Here is a 16439-nt window from a genome sequence, read left to right on the forward strand (position 1 = left end):
GAGAATCGCATGGAGCAGTACACGACAAAGAGGCAGTTCAAAAGCCAGCTCGGGACCGGCGTCGCCGCCCTCGCGCTCAGTTTCGTCGCGGCGATGCTGATCTGGCCCGCCTGGTCCCTCACCGTCAAGGCCCTTTACCTCGATCTCGCCGGCGAGGGTCTCGCCGCCGCCGACCCCAAAACCGCCGGCAACCTGGTCGGCGCCGTCGCCCGGGGCACCTTCTTCTGGATGGTCATCAACACCTGGATCTGGCTTACCCTGGTAATGGGAAACCACGGCAAGAACGCCCTCACCACGCGGCAGCCCTGGACCGGGATCGGCTACACCCTGGTGGCCTGGAGCGCTGGAGTGGCCGGCTTCACCGCCTTGATCGGCTTTCTCGGGATCTGGTGGAAACCGTTCAGCTTCGCCGTCATGTTCACCCCAGGATCCGCCCAGGAGGTGCACCTGGCCCTCGAGGCGTGGGAAGCCTCGAACTTCTACGCGCTCGCCGTGATCGTGGCCCAGATCCCGCTGGTCTCGCTGTTCCAGAAGTGGCCCTTTGCCGGCAAGGGGGAAAAGCCGTTCGAGAGCTGGGCGACCCTCGCCCTTGGTACCGCCCTCACCTGGATCGCCTGGATGGCGATGATCGTCCCGAGCTGGATGAAGCTCGCCATCGGCCCGGAACAGATCGTCACCCCACCGTTTGGCTCCTGGCCCGCCTTCGCCGCCTTCTGCCAGGCCTACGTCATTTTCGCGATCATGCCGGTGGAGGGTGGCGAACTCTACCCCATGAAACTGCTGGCCAAGAAGCAGCCCCTCATGGGTATCGCCGGCTTCGCCATCGCCCTGGCCGCGGGGTTTGTGATGCCGCCCCTCATCAAAAGCATCGTCGTGCCGCTCAACCTGGTGCCGGGGCTCCCCCCCGACGTGATCGTCGCGTCCCTGGAACTCTCCGTGATCGTCTTCATGCTGGCCTGGCATCACCTTTTTGACGACTACCCCAACGCCGCGCTGGTGCCGGGGACCGGCGCGAGGATACTGTGCCGCATGGCGGCCTGGTTCGGCGGCGGGACGCTGTACGGGGTTGCCTGGCTGAAGAGCTTCAAGCTCATCCCCTACGGTGCCAACGATCTCGGCATGGGGGTCCCCCCGCTGGGGGCCCTGGCCGGGCAGTTTGCCCTGCTCATGACCTTGCTCTTCCTGAATACCTTCTTCGACAAATGGCCGCTGGTGAGAAGTGTGCCCGAGCCGGCGCTCTCCCCCGCCGCAGTCCCCGGAGTAACGACGGCCGAAGAGGGGAACTGCTGATTCGTCTGTATTTCACGTCGCCGGCTCTTCCAGCCCGTACTCCTTGAGCCGCCGGTCCAGGGTCGGCCGAGATATCCCCAGTATCTCGGCCGCCTTTTTCTTCTCGTAACTGGTGTACATAAGGACGTTCTCGATGTGTTCCCGTTCCACGACGTGGAGCGGCTTCATCACCAGGGCAAGCCGCCCCTCTTCGCGCCCCCCCCAAAGGTGCAGGTATTCCGGCAATAAGACGTTGCTTCGAGAGAGGAGTACGGCACGGCGCAGCGCATTCTCCAGCTCGCGCACGTTACCCGGCCAGGAATGGGACAGGATCAGGTCGAGCGTTTCCTGCGGCACCACGTCCACGTTCTTCCCGGTTTCTTGCCTGATCTTGCCGAGAAAGAACCGGACCAGCAAAACGATGTCGTCCTTGCGCTCCCGAAGCGGCGGCAGGTCGAGGGTCACCACGTTAAGGCGGTAATAAAGGTCCTGGCGGAACTCCCCTGCCGCCACCAGTCCCGCCAGCCCCTTGTTGGTCGCGGCGACGACGCGCACGTCGGCCTTGATGGTCTCCACGCCCCCCACCCGTTCGAATTCCCTTTCCTGGAGAAACCGCAACAGCTTCACCTGGATCTCCTGGCTCACCTCCGAGATCTCGTCGAGAAAAAGCGTCCCCCCCTGGGCCAGTTCGAATTTGCCGGGCTTGGTCCGGTAGGCGCCGGTGAAGGCCCCTTTCTCATGACCGAAGAGCTCGCTCTCCAAAACAGTGGGAGCCAGGGAGGAGCAGGCCACCGCGACGAAGGGACGGTTGCGGAAACTGCTGTTGAAATGAAGCGCCCTGGCCACCATCTCCTTTCCGGTCCCGCTCTCCCCCTGTATCAGCACCGTGGCGCGCGAGTCCGCCACCGCCCCGATCACCTTGTAGACCTCCTTCATGGCCAGCGAGCGCCCCACCATGATGTTCGGCTCGAAAGGAGGATCGAGGGAATCGCAGAAGGCGACGCCGCTTTTGGAAAGGGCGCTCATCTGGAAGATGCGGGTGATGACCTTGTCCAGCAGGTCGAGGTCCACCGGTTTACCGAGGTGGTCGATGGCGCCCAACCGTATCGCCTCGATCGCCGTCTGCATGTCGTCGTAGGCCGTTATCATCACTACCGGCAACTCCGCCCTGTGCTCCTTCATGAGCCGCAGCGCCTCGAAGCCATCCATCACTCCCAGGCGGAGATCCAGGAGCACCAGGTCGATGCGGCTCTCGGCCGCGATATCCACCGCCACGCGGCCGTTGGCGGCGGTGACCACCGAGTACCCCTCCTCGCAAAGGTGCAGCTCCAGGGTCCGCCTGATGGCGGCATCGTCGTCGGCAATCAGAATCGTTTTCACGTGACTTCTCCGTTTCCCGGGGGGCTCAGCGGGAGGGTTATGGTGAAGGTGGCTCCTTCGCCGGGCTCGCTGGTGACGGACACCACCCCGCAATGGTTCACCACGATGGTCTGCAGGATTGACAACCCGAGCCCGCCCCCCGAGGCCTTGGTGGTATAGAAGGGATCGAATAGCTGCTCACATTTGTCGCGCGGGATCCCCGCCCCGGTATCCTTTACCGCGATCAGGGCCTGCCCCCCCTGGCGCAGGGCCGTTATCCGAAGGGACCGCTCCGGACGTTCCTCCATCGCCTCCATGGCGTTCAGCACGAGGTTCAACAACACCTGGTGCACCTGTTCCGGGTCGCAAACCAGCTGCAGGCCGGGATCGATATCCGTACTGACGCCGATGCCGCGATCTTGCAGGCGCTGCGACATCAGTTGCAGGAGGCGGCCGACCATTTCGGCCACCAACACCGGCTGCAGCCTCAGGGGGCGCGGCTTGGCGAAATCCAGCACGTCCTTCAGCAGGCGGTTCAGCCGCTTGATCTCCCCTTCCACGATGGAGAAGTTTTCGTACATGACCCCGCTGGGTTCGATCCTCTTGCGGATCATCTGCATGTTCATCCTGATGGCGGAGAGGGGATTTCGGATCTCGTGGGCGAGCCCCAGCGCGAGATGGCCCGTTGCGGCCACCTTTTTGGCTACCAGCAGCTCGTCAAAGGTTGACTTGAGGCGGGCGTGCGCCTGCGTGAGCGCGCGCGTGTGCAGACCGACCTGTGCGGCCAAGGTCCGGTTCCAGTGGTAAAGGAGCGCCAGAAGGAGCGTCGCCACCCCGACTATGGTCACGAGCAGCGTGGTGGAGATGGCCTCCTGCCGTTGCAGGAACGAGGAGAGGAGCGCCTCCACCTCCCTTTCCGGTGTGGTCACCCCGACGGTCCAGAGTCGGTTTTGCAGGCGCACGGGGTGGTAACTCACCAGCTTGCGGACCTGCAGGCGCGGATCGGCCGGGTCCTCGTACTCGTACCAGCCGCTACCGGGCTTGCCGTTACCGGCGGAAATCAGCAGGTCGTAAAGACGCGGCCACTTTTGGCGCAGAGCCTCCTCGAAGGTCTGCCCGGCAATCCTGCCGTTGGGGTCGACCAGGACGGTCCTGGTGGTACTGTCCATGAGCCAGGCCTGGCCGTGCCTGCCGACCCGCACGGAGAGGACATGCTTTCGGGCCAACTGATCGAAATTAAGGGTACAGGCGACGACACCGTTGAACTCCCCGCGCGGGCCGTAGATACCGCGGGCGACAATCAGCTCCTTCACCCCCCGGTAGCGCCCCCCCTCCATCCGCATGAACGGCGAGATGTACATCCGTCCCGGCTGGCGCTGGTCGCGTACCCACCGGTAGTAGTCGCGCCAGGCGTAACTGCGCCCCAAAGTAAAGTCGTCGTGCGGTTCTATGGCAACGGCGACCCCGTTTTTGTCGAAGACGACCAGGTCGATGACCGGCGTGCCGAGAAGCGAGCCATAGACCTTTTCCAGGTGCGCCTTGACCCGCTGAGCCTGCCTGCGGTCGACCTGCTTGTCGTCGAAAAGGCTGGCGACCAGTTCCAGGTTGCGGCTGAAGGTGGCGAACATTTCATCGAGGGAATGGGCGGTGAGTTCCGCCACGAGGTACTGCTGCCGGTTGTACTGTTCGAAGAAGCGGGCCCGCGCCTCGGCGCGAACGGCGCTGTTGGCGCGGCGGATGGTGATGACGGCGCTGACGGTCAGGGCGACGATAAGCGCCAGGGCGAGCGGGAGCTTGAGTGTGCGGAAAAACGCGGTCATGAGCAATCCCTTGGGGAACATCGCCTGATTAAAAGGTACAGCAAGCTCGTCTCAGCTCGTTCCTTTATCCCCCGTCGCAAAGGGGATAAAGGCCACCATAGCAAATAATGGTATAGTGGTACCTTATTACATCATTTCGGTCAAGCTCAATTTCACGCGTACACTCCGGTGCAAGGAGCGCCCCTTACACCAGCAACATCTTGACCCCGGCCACCGTTAGCACTAACGACAGCGCCTTGACGATCCGGCGCACCGGAAGGAAGCTGCTCCCGAGGAACGAGCCGACACATCCCCCGGCGATGGCGGCCACCGCCAGAAGCGGAGCGAACCCCGGCACGAGCTGCAGGCTGCTCACGTGCCCCAGAAGCCCGGCGCTGGAGTTGACCAGGATGAACAGGGCGGCCACCCCGGAAACCTCCCGCGCCCGCCCCCACCGCAGCAGCATCATGATGGGGCTCAGAAAGATCCCCCCTCCCACCCCGGTCAGCCCCGAAAGAATCCCCAGCACGGCTCCCAGCAGCAGAGAGGCCGCCAGCGACGGACGGCGCAGCGAGGCGGCGTCCGGTTCACGGTGCACCAGGAGCCGACAGGCCGAAGCCAGCAGGACTACCCCCACCAGCGGGCGGTACAGATGCTGCGGAAGGCTGAGGTATCCACCGAGGAAGCTAAACGGTATGGAAGTGACCGCGAAAGGCCAGAAAAGGCGCCAGGAGAAATGTCCGGCGCGCCGGAAGGAGTAGGCGGCGACCGAGGCCACCATGATGTTCAGCAGCAAGGCCGTCGGTTTGAAAACCTCCGGGGCTACGCTGAAAAGGGCGAGTACCGCAATGTAGCCCGAGGCGCCGCCGTGGCCGACGCAGGAGTAGAGGACGGCAACGGTCAGGACGGCGCTGAAAAGAACGATGTACGTTTCCAGGTTCATGACGGGATCCTTTCTCTGCAGGTGAAAGTTGCCAGGGCGCCACCCCCATCGAGTTCCAAGAGCCGACGGTAATCGGCGGCGGTGTCTATGTCGAAATGGATGGAGACATCCTCCACTGGGACCTTCAGCAGGCGCTCCCGGTACTTCTCGAAGAGCGGCCTCGCTCCGCAGTCGGCCGGCAGTTCCATCATGGCGGGGAAAGTCTCGCGGTCGAAGAGGACCGGGTTGCCGCGCCGCCCCTGGTACACCGGCATCACGATGGGGTGCGCCGAGCATCGGTAGGCGCGGATCAGGGAGTCGATAACCGCCGGCGTGATGAGCGGCTGGTCCCCCAGGAGAAAGAGCGCCGCATCGGTTTCCGGCCCGAGGGACCGGAGCCCGCAGTTGAGCGAGGAGCTCTGCCCCCGGCGGTACTCCGGGTTCAGCGCCACCTCCACGCCGCCCCCCTCGATGAGCGGGACGATCCGCTCCGCTTCGTGCCCCACAACCACCACGACCCTGTGCAGCGTCGAGGCAAGCGCGCTCTGCACCACCCACTCTAGGATGCTCTTCCCCCTGAAGGGGAGGAGCTGCTTGGTCGTCCCCATGCGGCTCCCCTCCCCCGCCGCCAGGATGATGCCCGCGACCCGTCTCATGGCGCCACCAGGGGGTAGAGGGCGTGCAGGGTGACGCCCTCCAGTGCCGTCCCCACCAGCAGCGCCTCCGCAACCGGGGGCGCCTCCTCTTGCACGGCGGCAGCGATCTCGGCGGCGAGCGCCTTGCGCTGCGGGGTGTCCGCCTTGTTGAGGAACAGGAAACGGCGCGCATCTTTGGGGGCGCCGGTGAAGAGCCCCTCGGGATGGAGGATGATCCGGATCAAGTCCGCCGCGCCAATGGTGTCGCCTATGGCCAGTCCCATCAAGGGCGCGGCGAGCTCGGGACGAAAGACCCACTCTTCATTCAACGGCTGCCCCAGTACGTCAAGACCGGCCACGGCCACGAGCACGGTGCTACAGGATGGGATCACCGGTTCGTGGCTCGCGTGAGCCTTGAGCGGGCGCCGCGCCGAGCCATCGGCCTCCACGATGATCCAGTCGAACCGGCCCGAGCGGTGTAGGGAGTCGATGTCCTCCGGCGCGAACCCCAGCAGCTTTCCGGATTCCGTGTCGTGTCGCGCCGCCGCTGTCACCGGTTCGTGTGCGGAGTGACCTGCTGCCCACCGCCCGATCGCCTCCAGGTCCGTATCTACCAGCACCCTGCAGCATTGCCTGGCGGTGGGGGGATAGATCTTGGTGGTGGTGGTAACCAGCACCCGTTTCCCCGACTGCGACAGGACGCGGGCCAGGTAGAACATGAGGCTCGTCTTCCCCCCGGCTCCGGTGATGCTCACTACCCCGCGCGGTGCCGGGCAGAGTACGTCTTCTATCGGTTGCATGGTGCCTCCTTTTTCCGCCCGTCCCGCTGAAAATGCCTCGCACGCGAGATATCAACCGGTGGGGGATGTGCCCTGGGACTGCCACTAAAGCTCGGAGGCAGAAACAAGGAGCAAATCCCCCCTGTCCCCCCTTCGCAAAAGGGGGGGACGTGAGGGGTTGTCACGTCCTGCGTGGCAACAGCACCTGGGTCCACGCTGCAGTCCCCCCCTCCCCTTGCGGGAGGGGGTAAGGGGGTGGGGGAAGGTGCCATCATTTCTGCTGCTTGCGGCTTCCCCCCCAGCCCCTCCCGTCTTCGCGGACCGAAGCGCTACGGCGCGCAGGCCCGTCAAGGGAGGGGGTGTTATCAACGTCGCCTAGCAGTTGTAGCGCTCCAGCAGGGCTTCCAGGACCGCGCCGCCCAGCGCGCGGGCTTTCTCCGAGACGGTCACGCAGTAATCCTTGCGACCGCGCGGGTCGATATCCCCGATCTTCAATCCGGCCTTAACCACGGCGCCGGGCCTGATCATCCCGCGCAGGACACCGTCGATTGCGGCCCGTACCTCGACCTCACCGATCCGCCCTACCGTCTCCCCCAGCTGCACCAGGTCGCCTATAGCCCGCTCACTCTCGAAGCGGCCGGCAACCGGCGCCCGGAGCACCCGCTCGCTGGTATAGCCGCCAATGGCACCGGGAATGCCGGTATCGGCCTCCGCCGGCCCGGCCCCGATCACCCGGCCGAGATCGTGGCCGCGGTTGGTCTCCACCACCAGGTGACAGTCAACCCCGGCGCTGAAGCCGGGTCCCAGGCCCACCACCAATGGCGCGTCGCCAATGGAAATGCCGAGGTTTCTCTTGGCGAGGGTCGCATCGAGCAGGAGGTCGGGTCGCACCGTGTAAAGGCTCTCCGCTGCCGGGTCCACGAGGACGCCGATCCTGCCGGCGCTCCATATTCCGGCGACATCCTCGACCCGGTCGGCCCTGACGGCCGTGACCCCCTCCACCGTGATCTCCCCGTCGTGCACCGCCTCGCAGAAGGAGACCAGCCGGCGCACCGCGAGGGGAAATCCGGTTTCCAGCATCAGGATGCGGCGCACGTTGGCCCGGTACAGCCGGCAGGCGATGCCGCTGGCCTGCTCCCCCGCGCCCCGGATCACCACCACCCGCTCGGAGAGGCGCTTTCCTGATTTGCTATTCGCGGTCATGGCTGGTAGCGAAAAGCTGGCTGGCGATGCTCACCGCGATCTCGCGCGGTGAGTTGCCGCCGTTGTCGTGTCCGACCGGGCAACGCACCCGGGACAGGTCGTGGCCCAGCCCCTCCAGGTTCGTCTGGATCTTGGCCCACTTGGACTTGCTCCCCACCATGCCGATGAAGCGGGCAGGCTTCGGCAGCACCTCCGCCAGCACCTGCTGGTCCACCGCGCCGTTGTAGGTGAGGATGGTGGTGTAGGTCCTCTGGTCGCACCAGTTCGCCTCACGGATGAAGTCGCTGTAGTGCCGCTGGTGCCGGATCACGCCGGCCGGCAGCGACGGGGCGTTGATCCATTCGCTTCTCTCGTCCACCAGGTGGACCCGGAAGTGGGTGCCGTCCAGCACGTGGCACAGCGACTGGGCGATGTGGCCGGCGCCGAACAGGTACAGGCGCGGGTTGTCGTTCACCAGTTCCATGTAGAGCTCCATGGTGCCGCCGCAGGCGGGAAACTCGCCCCGCTGCTCGAGCGGAACGGTGGTGGTGGTGTCGCGCATCAGTTCGAAACACTTCCTGGCGTCCTCCAGGGCGAAGTGCTCCGGCACCCCTCCGCCGACGGTGCCGAAAAAGGTGCCGTCAGGGAGTACGATCATCTTCGCCCCCTTCTTGCCGGGGGTCGATCCCGCGCTCTTGGTGACCGTGACCAGCACCGCCAGTTGGTCACGGCGCCGCAGTTCATCGAGTTTTGCTACCCAGTCCCACATATCTCCTCCTATCTCAAGCTGGATTGGCGTAAAGCGGTGGCAGAGCGGGGTCCGTTTCCCGCTGGGCGTCCGCCCGCCGGCCCTGCGCCTCGCGCCGGGCATCCTGTTCCCGTTGGGCCGCCTCCTCCCGCTCGCGCTTTTCCTTCAGGGCGCGCCACACCTTCTCGTAGGAAAGCGGCAGCGAGTTCACCCGCACCCCCATGGCATCGAAGATGGCGTTGGAGAACATCCCCAGGGTCGGGTTGGTGGCACCTTCGCCCACCTCCTTCACCCCCCAGGGGCCGCTCGGCTCGTAACTGTCCACCACCTCGGAGGTGATCGGGGGCATGTCCACCGCGGTCAGCAGGCGGTAGTTGGCGAGTTCGGCGTTCTTGATCCTCCCCTTGTCGTCGAAGAGGACCTCCTCCCAGACCGCCTCGCCCATCCCCATGTAGAGGGCGCCGTGCACCTGGCCGTGCAACAGGCGCGGGTTGATCACCTTGCCGCAGTCGTGCACGTCCCAGATCCCGACCACGGATATCTCGCCGGTCTCCTCGTCGATGGCGACCTCTCCCACCTGGGCCCCGAAGCTGTAGGCGGGTGAGGTGCCGACGGCCGCCCCCTTGAAGCTCCCCCCCAGTTTGGGCGGCGTGTAGGAGCCGCGTCCAAGCAGCGGTCCTCTCAGCACGAAGTGCTTGCGCGCCACCTCCTCGAAGGTGAGACTCTTGCCGCCGCGGGATTTGGAGAAGATCATGCCGTCGCCGCAGTCGAGGTCATCGGCCGGGAGCCCCAGCATCGACGATGCCATGTCCAGGATCTGCCGCTTCACCTCCTCGCCGGCCTGCTTCACCGCCGCCCCGGACATGTAGGTCTGGCGGCTCGCATAGGCGCCGAAGTCGAGCGGAGTGATCTCGGTGTCGGCGGCGACGATCTTCATCTGCTCGTAGCGGTACCCCATCGCCTCGGCTGCCATCTGGCAGAGCACCGTGTCCGAGCCCTGGCCGATGTCCACGGAACCGGTGTAGAGGGTGGCGGCGGTGCCGTCCTCGCAGACCTTGATGAAGGCGGCGGCATGCGGCAGGTCGGTGCGGTAGATGGGATATCCCGCGCCGGTGACGAAGCTGCCGGTCGCGACGCCGATCCCCCTGCCGTGCGGGAGGTTTTTCTTCTTCTCGTCCCACCCCGACATCACCCGCACCCGTTCCAGGCACTCCTTGATCTTGCAGGAGTTGACCCGAAAATCGTTGGGGGTCACGGTGTTGGGGCGCCGGGCGTTGATGATCCTGATGTCCATGGGATCTATCCCCAGGTCCGCCGCCACGTTGTCCAGGTGGCTCTCGAAGGCGTACTTGGGCTGCGGTGCGCCGTGGCCGCGCTGGGCGCCGCAGGCCGGGAGGTTGGTGTAGACCCGGAACATGTCGAACTGGTAGTTGTCGAACTCGTAGGTGAGCGGCAACAGGGCGCCGGCGTAGTAGGCGCTGGCGATGCCCAGGCTGGTGTAGGCGCCGCCGTCCATGATGAAGTTGGCCTTGGCGGCGAGGATCTTGCCGTCTTTGTCCACGCCGGTGGTGATCTCCATGTACTGGGCATGGCGGCCCCGGTTGTGGGCGAACATCTCGGCGCGATCGTAGAAGGTCCGCACCGGCCGCCCGGTCAGCTTCGCCAGCACCGCGCCGGCGAACTCCAGCCCCGTCGGCTCCAGCTTGCCGCCGAAACCGCCCCCGAGGTACGGCTTGATGATGCGCACGTCCCCCATGGGCATGTCGAACTCGCGGGCGATGTAGTGCTGGAAGTAGTGCGGCGACTGGGTGCTGGAGTAGATCGTCAACTTCTCCCCATCCCACATAGAGATGGCGGAGTGCGGCTCGATGGGGGACTGGTAGGTCCTCTGCCCCACGAAGGTGTCCGTGCGCACGTGGTGCGCCTCGGCCAGGGCCTTCTCCACGTCGCCAAATTCCTGGTGGATCTCGGTGTTGATGTTTCTCGCGTACTCCTCGTGCACCTGCGGCTGCCCCTCGTCCATGGCGTGCAGGAAGTCGAGCGCGGCGGGAAGCACCTCGTACTCCACCTTGATCAGCTTGAGTGCCCGGTAGCAGGTGTCCTCATCGAGGCAGGCCACGGCGGCCACCTTGTCGCCGACGAAGCGGACCTTGTCGCTGCAAAAGATGCTCTCATCCCAGCGCGCCGGGCTCAGCCCGTACTTCAGCGTGGGCACGTCCTTGTGCGTGATCACCGCCTTCACCCCCGGGAGCCTTTCCGCCGCCGAGGTGTCGATGGAGAGGATCCGGGCATGGGCGTGGGGGCTGGTCAGGATCTTGCCGTAGAGCATGTTGGGGAACTTCAGGTCCCCGGTATATTTGGCCGCCCCGGTGACCTTCTCCGGGCCGTCGATGCGGGGCACGCTGCGGCCGATTACCTTGTGGTTGTCGCTCATCTTTATCTCCTTAGTGGTCGTCCGGCGTTAGCCGCCCCTGGGCGGTGGCCATGACGGCCTCCACGATGTGAACGTACCCCGTGCAGCGGCAGAGGTTGCCGCTGATCGCCTCGCGCACCTCCTGCTCGCTAGGGTTCGGGTTCCTGGTCAAAAGCGCCTTGGCCGAGAGCACCATGCCGGGGGTGCAGTAGCCGCACTGCACGGCGGCGTGGTTGATCATCGACTCCTGGATGGCGTCGAGCCGGCCGTTTTCCATCACCCCCTCGATGGTGGTGATCTCCCGCCCGTCCGCCTCGATCGCGAGGACCAGGCAGGAATCGACGGGCTTGCCGTCCAACAGCACGGTGCAGGAGCCGCAGTCCCCCAGCTCGCACCCCTTCTTGGTGCCGGTCAGATCCAGCTGCTCGCGCAGCACGTTGGTGAGTATCGCGTTCCCCTTCACCAGCAGAGTGTGGGCGTCGCCGTTCACATTGAGGGTGATGAGATAACGCTTCACCCCGTCCTTGTCCGTAATTGCCTGAGCCATATATCCCTCCTTTCTAGGCGTGACCTTCGTCGATCGCCTTTCTGAGCGCGCGTTTCGTCAATACCTCGACCAGGTTCCTGCGGTACTCCGCCGAGCCCCGGATGCTGTCCCTGGGGCTGCTCGCCTGGGCCGCCAGGTACCCCGCCTCCGCCAGCAGGTCGTCGTCGATCCTGCGTCCCACGAGGCTTCGCTCGGCGCCGGTTACCCTGATAACGGTGGGTGCGGCGGAGGCGAGCACGATGCGGACGCCGTGCAGGGTCTCCCCGGCCACCTGCACCGAAACCGCGGCAGCGGCAACGGCCAGGGCTCCCGAGCGGCGCAGGCCGAACTTGAGGTAGGTGCTCCCCGTGCTGGCCTGGTCCGGGATCTCGATCTCCGTGAGGATCTCCCCCTGCTCGATGCGGGTCTGCGCCGAGCCGTGGAAGAAATCCTCCAGCGGCATGGTCCGCTCGCCGTGGGCGCTGGTGAGGCGGATCGAGGCATTGAGCGCGATCAGGATCGGGGGGAGGTCGGCCGAGGGGACGCCGTTCACGATATTGCCCCCCACGGTCCCCAGGTTGCAGATCTGGTTCGAGGCCATGGTGTGGGCGGCCATGGGAAGCGACAGGTAGCGCCTTTGCAGCAGTCTCGAGGTGTAGATCTGGTTGTGGCTCGCCAGCGCGCCGATCACCACGCGGCCCGGTTCCTCCCGGATGTCGCGCAGCTCGTCCAGGTGTTTCAGCGACACCAGGTGCTCCGGTGCGAGTTTGCCTACCTTCATCTTGTGGAGGACGTCGGTCCCCCCTGCGAGCACGGTCGCGCGGTCCCCCAGCTCCGCCAGGATGGCGCAGGCCTCCGCGACGCTCTTGGGTGCGTGATACTCGAAATCGGGCACGTACATGGTTGTCTCCTTGGTGGTTTTTCTGTCTAAATCCCCCTTCGCAAAGGGGGGACATAATCTCTTGCATGCGAGGGATACCGGCAAAAAAGGGAACGGATCACTCCTTGATGCTGCGCAGGAAACGCTTGCAGAGCACCTTCTCCTCCAGCGAGAAGCCGTGCAGCAGCGCGTCGTTGGTGCGGTTTACCGCGCTGCACAGTTGCGGGATCACCTCCCGCGCTTTCTGCGTCAGGTAAACGCGGGCGACCCGCCCGTCCGCCGGGTCGCTCTCCCTGAGCACCCAGCCGCCGTTGACCAGACGGTCCAGGATGCCCGCCAAAGTGGCGGTGTCGAGGGCGATGCGGCGCCCGATCTCCCCGACGCTCAGCCCCTCCTCGGAACAGAGCGACTCCATGAACAGGCATTGCATCGGGGTGATACCCAGGGGCTGGAGGTGCCCCTTGAGCACCCCCTGGGTCCTCTGGTGGGCCTTCGCCACCAGGAACACGATGTTCTCGGTGAGGGGGAGGTGGTCAGACACGGCTGTTCCCCTCCCCGCCATGCGCCTCGCCGCCGCCGATCTCCCTGGGTTCCTCCCCCTGCGCCCCCTTCTTGAAGCTCCTCAGCGCGCCCCCGACGGCTCCCCCGACCCCCGCCAACCGGGCAGGGCCCGCAACGATGACCAGGATGGCCAGGACTATGATCAATTCAGGCACTCCGAATCCGAACATGGCATTCTCCTTTCTTGCGGCGGTGGCTCGAAATCCCCCCCTTGCGGGGGCCTTAGATCAGGAAACGTAGGTGGCGATGGCTATCGAGTAGAGCTTGGTATCGGTGGTGTCGGCCCGGGACGTCATCACGATGGGAACCTTCGCCCCGACCACCGCGGCGGCCACCTTCCTCTGCGACAGATAGGTGAGCCCCTTGTGGATGGCGTTGCCCACCTGGAGGTTCGGGACCAGCACGATGTCCGCCTGCCCCGCCACCGGCCCGCCGATTTTCTTCTGCTTCGCCGCCGCGACCGAGATGGCGTTATCCAGTGCGAAGGGACCGTCGACCAGGGCGTTGGCGATCTGGCCGCGCTCAGCCATCTTGCTCAACACCGCGGCGTCCATGGTGTCGGGCATGGTCGGGTTCACCACCTCCACCGCGCAGAGCACTGCCACCTTGGGCTGCTGATAGCCAAGGCTCATGGCAAGCCCCACCGCGTTCTCGATCAACTGCTTCTTCTCCTCGAGGGTCGGCGTGATATTCATGGCGCAGTCGGTGAACATGAGGAGCCCGTCCCCTTCCGGTTTCTCGGTCACGGTGATCTGGCTGATCAGGTTGCCGCCGCGCAGCCCCTTCTCCTTGTCGAGGAGGGCCTTCAGAAACAGCGCCGTCTGCAGCTCACCTTTCATCACCAGGTGCGCCTTCCCCTGCACCACGAGGCTCACCGCCTTTTCCGCCGCCTCCTTGTGGCTGGCACAGTCGTGAATCTCGAAGTCGGACGGCTCCAGCCCCTGCTGGCGCAGCAGTTCGGTGATGCGCTTGGCGTCGCCGGTGAGGATGAAGCGGGCGATCCCTTTCTGCACCGCCTGTTGCACCAGCTTTATGATGGCCTCGTCCTCGGCTACCGCGACGGCGATCGACTTGACCTCCTTCTCCCTCACCGCGGCGTAGAGGTCATCCAGGCATCTGATCATGGTCATGTCTCCTTTGTTTTTCATACAGTCCCCCTTTGTGAAGGGGATTCACCCTCCCGCGATCCAGGGGGCCAGGTGCAGGACGTCGCCGTGGGTTAGGGGGTGGGCCATCGGGGCATGGCGGCCGTTCACCAGCGCCATCCCCACCTCCCTCTCGGTGATCCCCATGCCGGAGACCACGGCTCCCACCGTGGTCCCCTCGGGAACCTGCTGCTGCTCTTCCTTAAAGCGATCGGTCCTGAAGGTCGCCAAAAGATTCACGGTCACCTCGATCATGGCTCTACCCCCTTTCTAGAAGTTCCAGAACTGGTCGATCTCATCGCCGGTGAAGTCCCACACCGCGCCGCTGGGAGCAAGCGGCTCGCGGAAAAACTCGGGGAGCCGGTCGTGCTCGCTGGTGAAGCCGGCGGCCTGGTTGAAGGCGCGCTCGGTCTTCAGCGTGGTGATCCCCAGTCCGCCGAACCACTCCGGGGTCAGCTCCAACCCGAAGCGGGCGTTGAGCATGTCCACGATGGCCGGAACACAGGTCGGGTCATCCGCGGAGGGGAAGCCGATGAAGAGGCACAGCCCCAGGGAGTCGAGCATCACCGTGGCGATCTGCAGGTGCCGCGACAGCTCCACCTGCCCGTCCTTCTTGAGCGGGTCGACCACCCCGCCGCCAACGCCCATCAGGTTGGTGGCGACCGCGTAGCCCGCGGTGTGGTCGGCGCCCATGGTGCTGGTCGCGTAGGTGATGCCGATCCCCTTGATGGCCCTTGGGTCGTAGGCGGGAATAGCCTGGTTCTTCACCACCGGCACCCGGGTCACCCCATACAACTTTCCGACATTCCCCGCGCCGCTGCCGATGGTGCGCCCAAGCGGGGTCCCAGCACGCAGATCCTCGCGCAGCAGCCTCAGCACCCCCTGTCCGTCGCCGAAGGGAAGCACGCCGCCGTCCATGGCCACGCCGATGGCGACCGAGGTCTCGATGGAGTCGATGCCTATGTCGTCCATGAGGTGGTCCGCCTCGGCGATCACGTCGAGGTCGCCGATCATGGCGTTGGCGCCCAGGATCTCGATGGTCTCGTACTCGAGGCCGGAGGTGACGTATTTCCCCTTCTTGTCCACGAAGACCTGGGAGCACTTGATGACGCAGCCGGACTGGCAGCCGTGGCTCGGGTTGCCGCCGCGCTCGATGATGGTCTCGCGCAGGGTCTCGCCGGAGATCTTCTCGTTGTCATGGTACTGGCCGTGCAGGAAGTTCCTGGTGGGGAGCCCGCCGGCCGCGTTGACGATGTTCACCATCTCGGCGGTGCCGTAGGTGGGGAGCCCCTGCCCCGTGCCGGGGTGGTTCATGATGGCCTGGGCAAAGGTGCGCGCCGCTTGGGTGAACTTGGCGGAATCCGCCAGGGAGACCGCCGTGGTGCCTTCTCCGTCGAGCGCGATGAACTTGATCCTCTTGGACCCCATCACCGCGCCCAGGCCGCCGCGCCCGTGGCTTCTGAGCTTGCCGTCGATGTCCCGCACCGAGATGTTGGCGGCGAGCATCTTCATCTCGCCGGCCGGGCCGATGGTGAGGACGCCGGTCTTGCCCAGGCGCTTTTCCAGCGCCTCGATCACCGCGAAGTTCCCCTTGCCGATCAGCTCCGTCTCCTCGACGATGGTGACGCCGTCACTGTTCACGTGCAGACCGTACCAGCCGTCCCCCTTGGGGATACCCTCGATGATCAGCGCCTTCACCCCCAGGCGCGCCAGCACCTGCGCGGCGGTGCCGCCGGCGTTACTCTCCTTGATGGTGCCGGTGAGCGGGCTCTTGGCGCCGGCCGACAGGCGGCCGCTGTTAACGGCGGTGGTACCGCTCAGCATTCCCGGGGCGAAGACTAGCTTGTTGTTCTCCCCGAGCGCGTGGCAGGTGGGAGGGACCTCTTTGGCCACGATGGCCGAGGTGAGAGCACGCCCTCCAAGCCCCGCCCACGGGGTCGGGACCGGCTCGACGGAGCACTGCAAAGACGACATGTTCACACGGTAGATTTTGTCCATAGCTATCCTCTCCTTTGCTGCGAATGTCCCGGGGAAGTGCGTTTCCAGGGTACTTCCTCAAACTCCGGGTGAACTGCCCCCCCCTCCCCTTGCGGGAGGGGGTTAGGGGGTGGGGGAAGTAGCCATCGTTTCCCCTGCTTGCGGCTTCACCCACCCCCCAGCCCCCTCCCGCCTTCGCGGACCGAAGCGCTACGGCGCGCAGGCCCGTCGAGGGAGGGGGAGA

16 protein-coding genes are annotated in these 16439 nt (G+C 65.3%); 1 reads left to right on the plus strand and 15 read right to left on the minus strand.

Going from position 1 to position 16439, the window contains the following annotated elements; genetic code table 11:
- Positions 1-9: 9 nt before the first annotated feature.
- Positions 10-1290, plus strand: coding sequence for a hypothetical protein (locus JFN90_RS19070; RefSeq protein ID WP_199396709.1), 1281 nt, complete (start codon positions 10-12; stop codon positions 1288-1290).
- A gap of 12 nt (positions 1291-1302) precedes the next feature.
- Here JFN90_RS19070 and JFN90_RS19075 read toward each other — a convergent pair whose 3' ends face one another.
- The 15 genes from JFN90_RS19075 to JFN90_RS19145 all read right to left on the minus strand — a co-directional run bounded on the left by JFN90_RS19075 (position 1303) and on the right by JFN90_RS19145 (position 16216).
- Positions 1303-2649 carry a sigma-54-dependent transcriptional regulator gene (locus tag JFN90_RS19075; protein WP_199396710.1) on the minus strand — a complete coding sequence of 449 codons (1347 nt, stop codon included), beginning with the start codon at positions 2647-2649 and terminating at the stop codon, positions 1303-1305.
- Positions 2646-4448, minus strand: a complete 1803-nt coding sequence (locus JFN90_RS19080) for a sensor histidine kinase (protein WP_199396711.1) — start codon at positions 4446-4448, stop codon at positions 2646-2648. The genes JFN90_RS19075 and JFN90_RS19080 overlap by 4 nt, the downstream gene beginning before the upstream one ends.
- 184 nt (positions 4449-4632) lie before the next feature.
- A complete protein-coding gene (locus JFN90_RS19085) occupies positions 4633-5370 on the minus strand; it encodes a sulfite exporter TauE/SafE family protein (RefSeq protein WP_199396712.1) in 738 nt (245 codons plus the stop codon).
- Positions 5367-6005, minus strand: a complete 639-nt coding sequence (gene mocA, locus JFN90_RS19090; protein WP_199396713.1) for a molybdenum cofactor cytidylyltransferase — start codon at positions 6003-6005, stop codon at positions 5367-5369. The genes JFN90_RS19085 and mocA overlap by 4 nt, the downstream gene beginning before the upstream one ends.
- Positions 6002-6784: a selenium cofactor biosynthesis protein YqeC gene (yqeC, locus tag JFN90_RS19095; protein WP_199396714.1), complete on the minus strand. Its 783-nt coding sequence runs from the start codon at positions 6782-6784 to the stop codon at positions 6002-6004. The genes mocA and yqeC overlap by 4 nt, the downstream gene beginning before the upstream one ends.
- Before the next feature lie 354 nt (positions 6785-7138).
- Entirely contained in the window at positions 7139-7966 is an 828-nt protein-coding gene (gene yqeB, locus JFN90_RS19100; RefSeq protein WP_199396715.1) for a selenium-dependent molybdenum cofactor biosynthesis protein YqeB, read from the minus strand.
- Positions 7953-8714: an XdhC family protein gene (locus JFN90_RS19105; protein WP_199396716.1), complete on the minus strand. Its 762-nt coding sequence runs from the start codon at positions 8712-8714 to the stop codon at positions 7953-7955. The genes yqeB and JFN90_RS19105 overlap by 14 nt, the downstream gene beginning before the upstream one ends.
- 13 nt (positions 8715-8727) lie before the next feature.
- Positions 8728-11127: a 4-hydroxybenzoyl-CoA reductase subunit alpha gene (gene hcrA / locus JFN90_RS19110; RefSeq protein ID WP_199396717.1), complete on the minus strand. Its 2400-nt coding sequence runs from the start codon at positions 11125-11127 to the stop codon at positions 8728-8730.
- A gap of 10 nt (positions 11128-11137) precedes the next feature.
- Positions 11138-11653, minus strand: a complete 516-nt coding sequence (locus JFN90_RS19115) for a (2Fe-2S)-binding protein (protein WP_215906877.1) — start codon at positions 11651-11653, stop codon at positions 11138-11140.
- 13 nt (positions 11654-11666) lie between these two features.
- On the minus strand, positions 11667-12533 hold the full coding sequence (locus tag JFN90_RS19120; protein WP_199396718.1) for an FAD binding domain-containing protein: 867 nt from the start codon (positions 12531-12533) through the stop codon (positions 11667-11669).
- Between the two features lie 97 nt (positions 12534-12630).
- The gene (locus JFN90_RS19125) at positions 12631-13053 is read right to left on the minus strand and encodes a MarR family winged helix-turn-helix transcriptional regulator (RefSeq protein WP_328755833.1); all 423 of its coding nucleotides are present in this window, start codon (positions 13051-13053) and stop codon (positions 12631-12633) included.
- Entirely contained in the window at positions 13046-13243 is a 198-nt protein-coding gene (locus JFN90_RS19130; protein ID WP_199396720.1) for a twin-arginine translocase TatA/TatE family subunit, read from the minus strand. Before JFN90_RS19130 ends, JFN90_RS19125 begins: the two co-directional genes overlap by 8 nt.
- Positions 13244-13300: 57 nt before the next feature.
- Positions 13301-14221 (minus strand): bifunctional enoyl-CoA hydratase/phosphate acetyltransferase, encoded by a 921-nt coding sequence (locus JFN90_RS19135; protein WP_236019074.1) that lies wholly within the window; start codon positions 14219-14221, stop codon positions 13301-13303.
- A 24-nt stretch (positions 14222-14245) separates the two neighbouring features.
- Positions 14246-14473, minus strand: coding sequence for a MoaD/ThiS family protein (locus JFN90_RS19140; RefSeq protein ID WP_215906878.1), 228 nt, complete (start codon positions 14471-14473; stop codon positions 14246-14248).
- Between the two features lie 15 nt (positions 14474-14488).
- Positions 14489-16216, minus strand: coding sequence for an aldehyde ferredoxin oxidoreductase C-terminal domain-containing protein (locus tag JFN90_RS19145; RefSeq protein WP_199396721.1), 1728 nt, complete (start codon positions 16214-16216; stop codon positions 14489-14491).
- Positions 16217-16439: the final 223 nt, after the last annotated feature.

Source organism: Geomonas propionica (assembly GCF_016458235.1).
In the GTDB taxonomy this organism is placed as follows: Bacteria; Desulfobacterota; Desulfuromonadia; order Geobacterales; family Geobacteraceae; genus Geomonas; species Geomonas propionica.

What these genes read in the sequence shown, in the direction of transcription:
- JFN90_RS19070 (WP_199396709.1), top strand. Translation starts at nt 10, where the DNA reads ATGGAGCAGTACACGACAAAGAGGCAGTTCAAAAGCCAGCTCGGGACC.
- JFN90_RS19080 (WP_199396711.1), bottom strand. Translation starts at nt 4,448, where the DNA reads ATGACCGCGTTTTTCCGCACACTCAAGCTCCCGCTCGCCCTGGCGCTT.
- JFN90_RS19085 (WP_199396712.1), bottom strand. Translation starts at nt 5,370, where the DNA reads ATGAACCTGGAAACGTACATCGTTCTTTTCAGCGCCGTCCTGACCGTT.
- mocA (WP_199396713.1), bottom strand. Translation starts at nt 6,005, where the DNA reads ATGAGACGGGTCGCGGGCATCATCCTGGCGGCGGGGGAGGGGAGCCGC.
- yqeC (WP_199396714.1), bottom strand. Translation starts at nt 6,784, where the DNA reads ATGCAACCGATAGAAGACGTACTCTGCCCGGCACCGCGCGGGGTAGTG.
- yqeB (WP_199396715.1), bottom strand. Translation starts at nt 7,966, where the DNA reads ATGACCGCGAATAGCAAATCAGGAAAGCGCCTCTCCGAGCGGGTGGTG.
- JFN90_RS19105 (WP_199396716.1), bottom strand. Translation starts at nt 8,714, where the DNA reads ATGTGGGACTGGGTAGCAAAACTCGATGAACTGCGGCGCCGTGACCAA.
- hcrA (WP_199396717.1), bottom strand. Translation starts at nt 11,127, where the DNA reads ATGAGCGACAACCACAAGGTAATCGGCCGCAGCGTGCCCCGCATCGAC.
- JFN90_RS19115 (WP_215906877.1), bottom strand. Translation starts at nt 11,653, where the DNA reads ATGGCTCAGGCAATTACGGACAAGGACGGGGTGAAGCGTTATCTCATC.
- JFN90_RS19120 (WP_199396718.1), bottom strand. Translation starts at nt 12,533, where the DNA reads ATGTACGTGCCCGATTTCGAGTATCACGCACCCAAGAGCGTCGCGGAG.
- JFN90_RS19130 (WP_199396720.1), bottom strand. Translation starts at nt 13,243, where the DNA reads ATGTTCGGATTCGGAGTGCCTGAATTGATCATAGTCCTGGCCATCCTG.
- JFN90_RS19135 (WP_236019074.1), bottom strand. Translation starts at nt 14,221, where the DNA reads ATGAAAAACAAAGGAGACATGACCATGATCAGATGCCTGGATGACCTC.
- JFN90_RS19140 (WP_215906878.1), bottom strand. Translation starts at nt 14,473, where the DNA reads ATGATCGAGGTGACCGTGAATCTTTTGGCGACCTTCAGGACCGATCGC.
- JFN90_RS19145 (WP_199396721.1), bottom strand. Translation starts at nt 16,216, where the DNA reads ATGGACAAAATCTACCGTGTGAACATGTCGTCTTTGCAGTGCTCCGTC.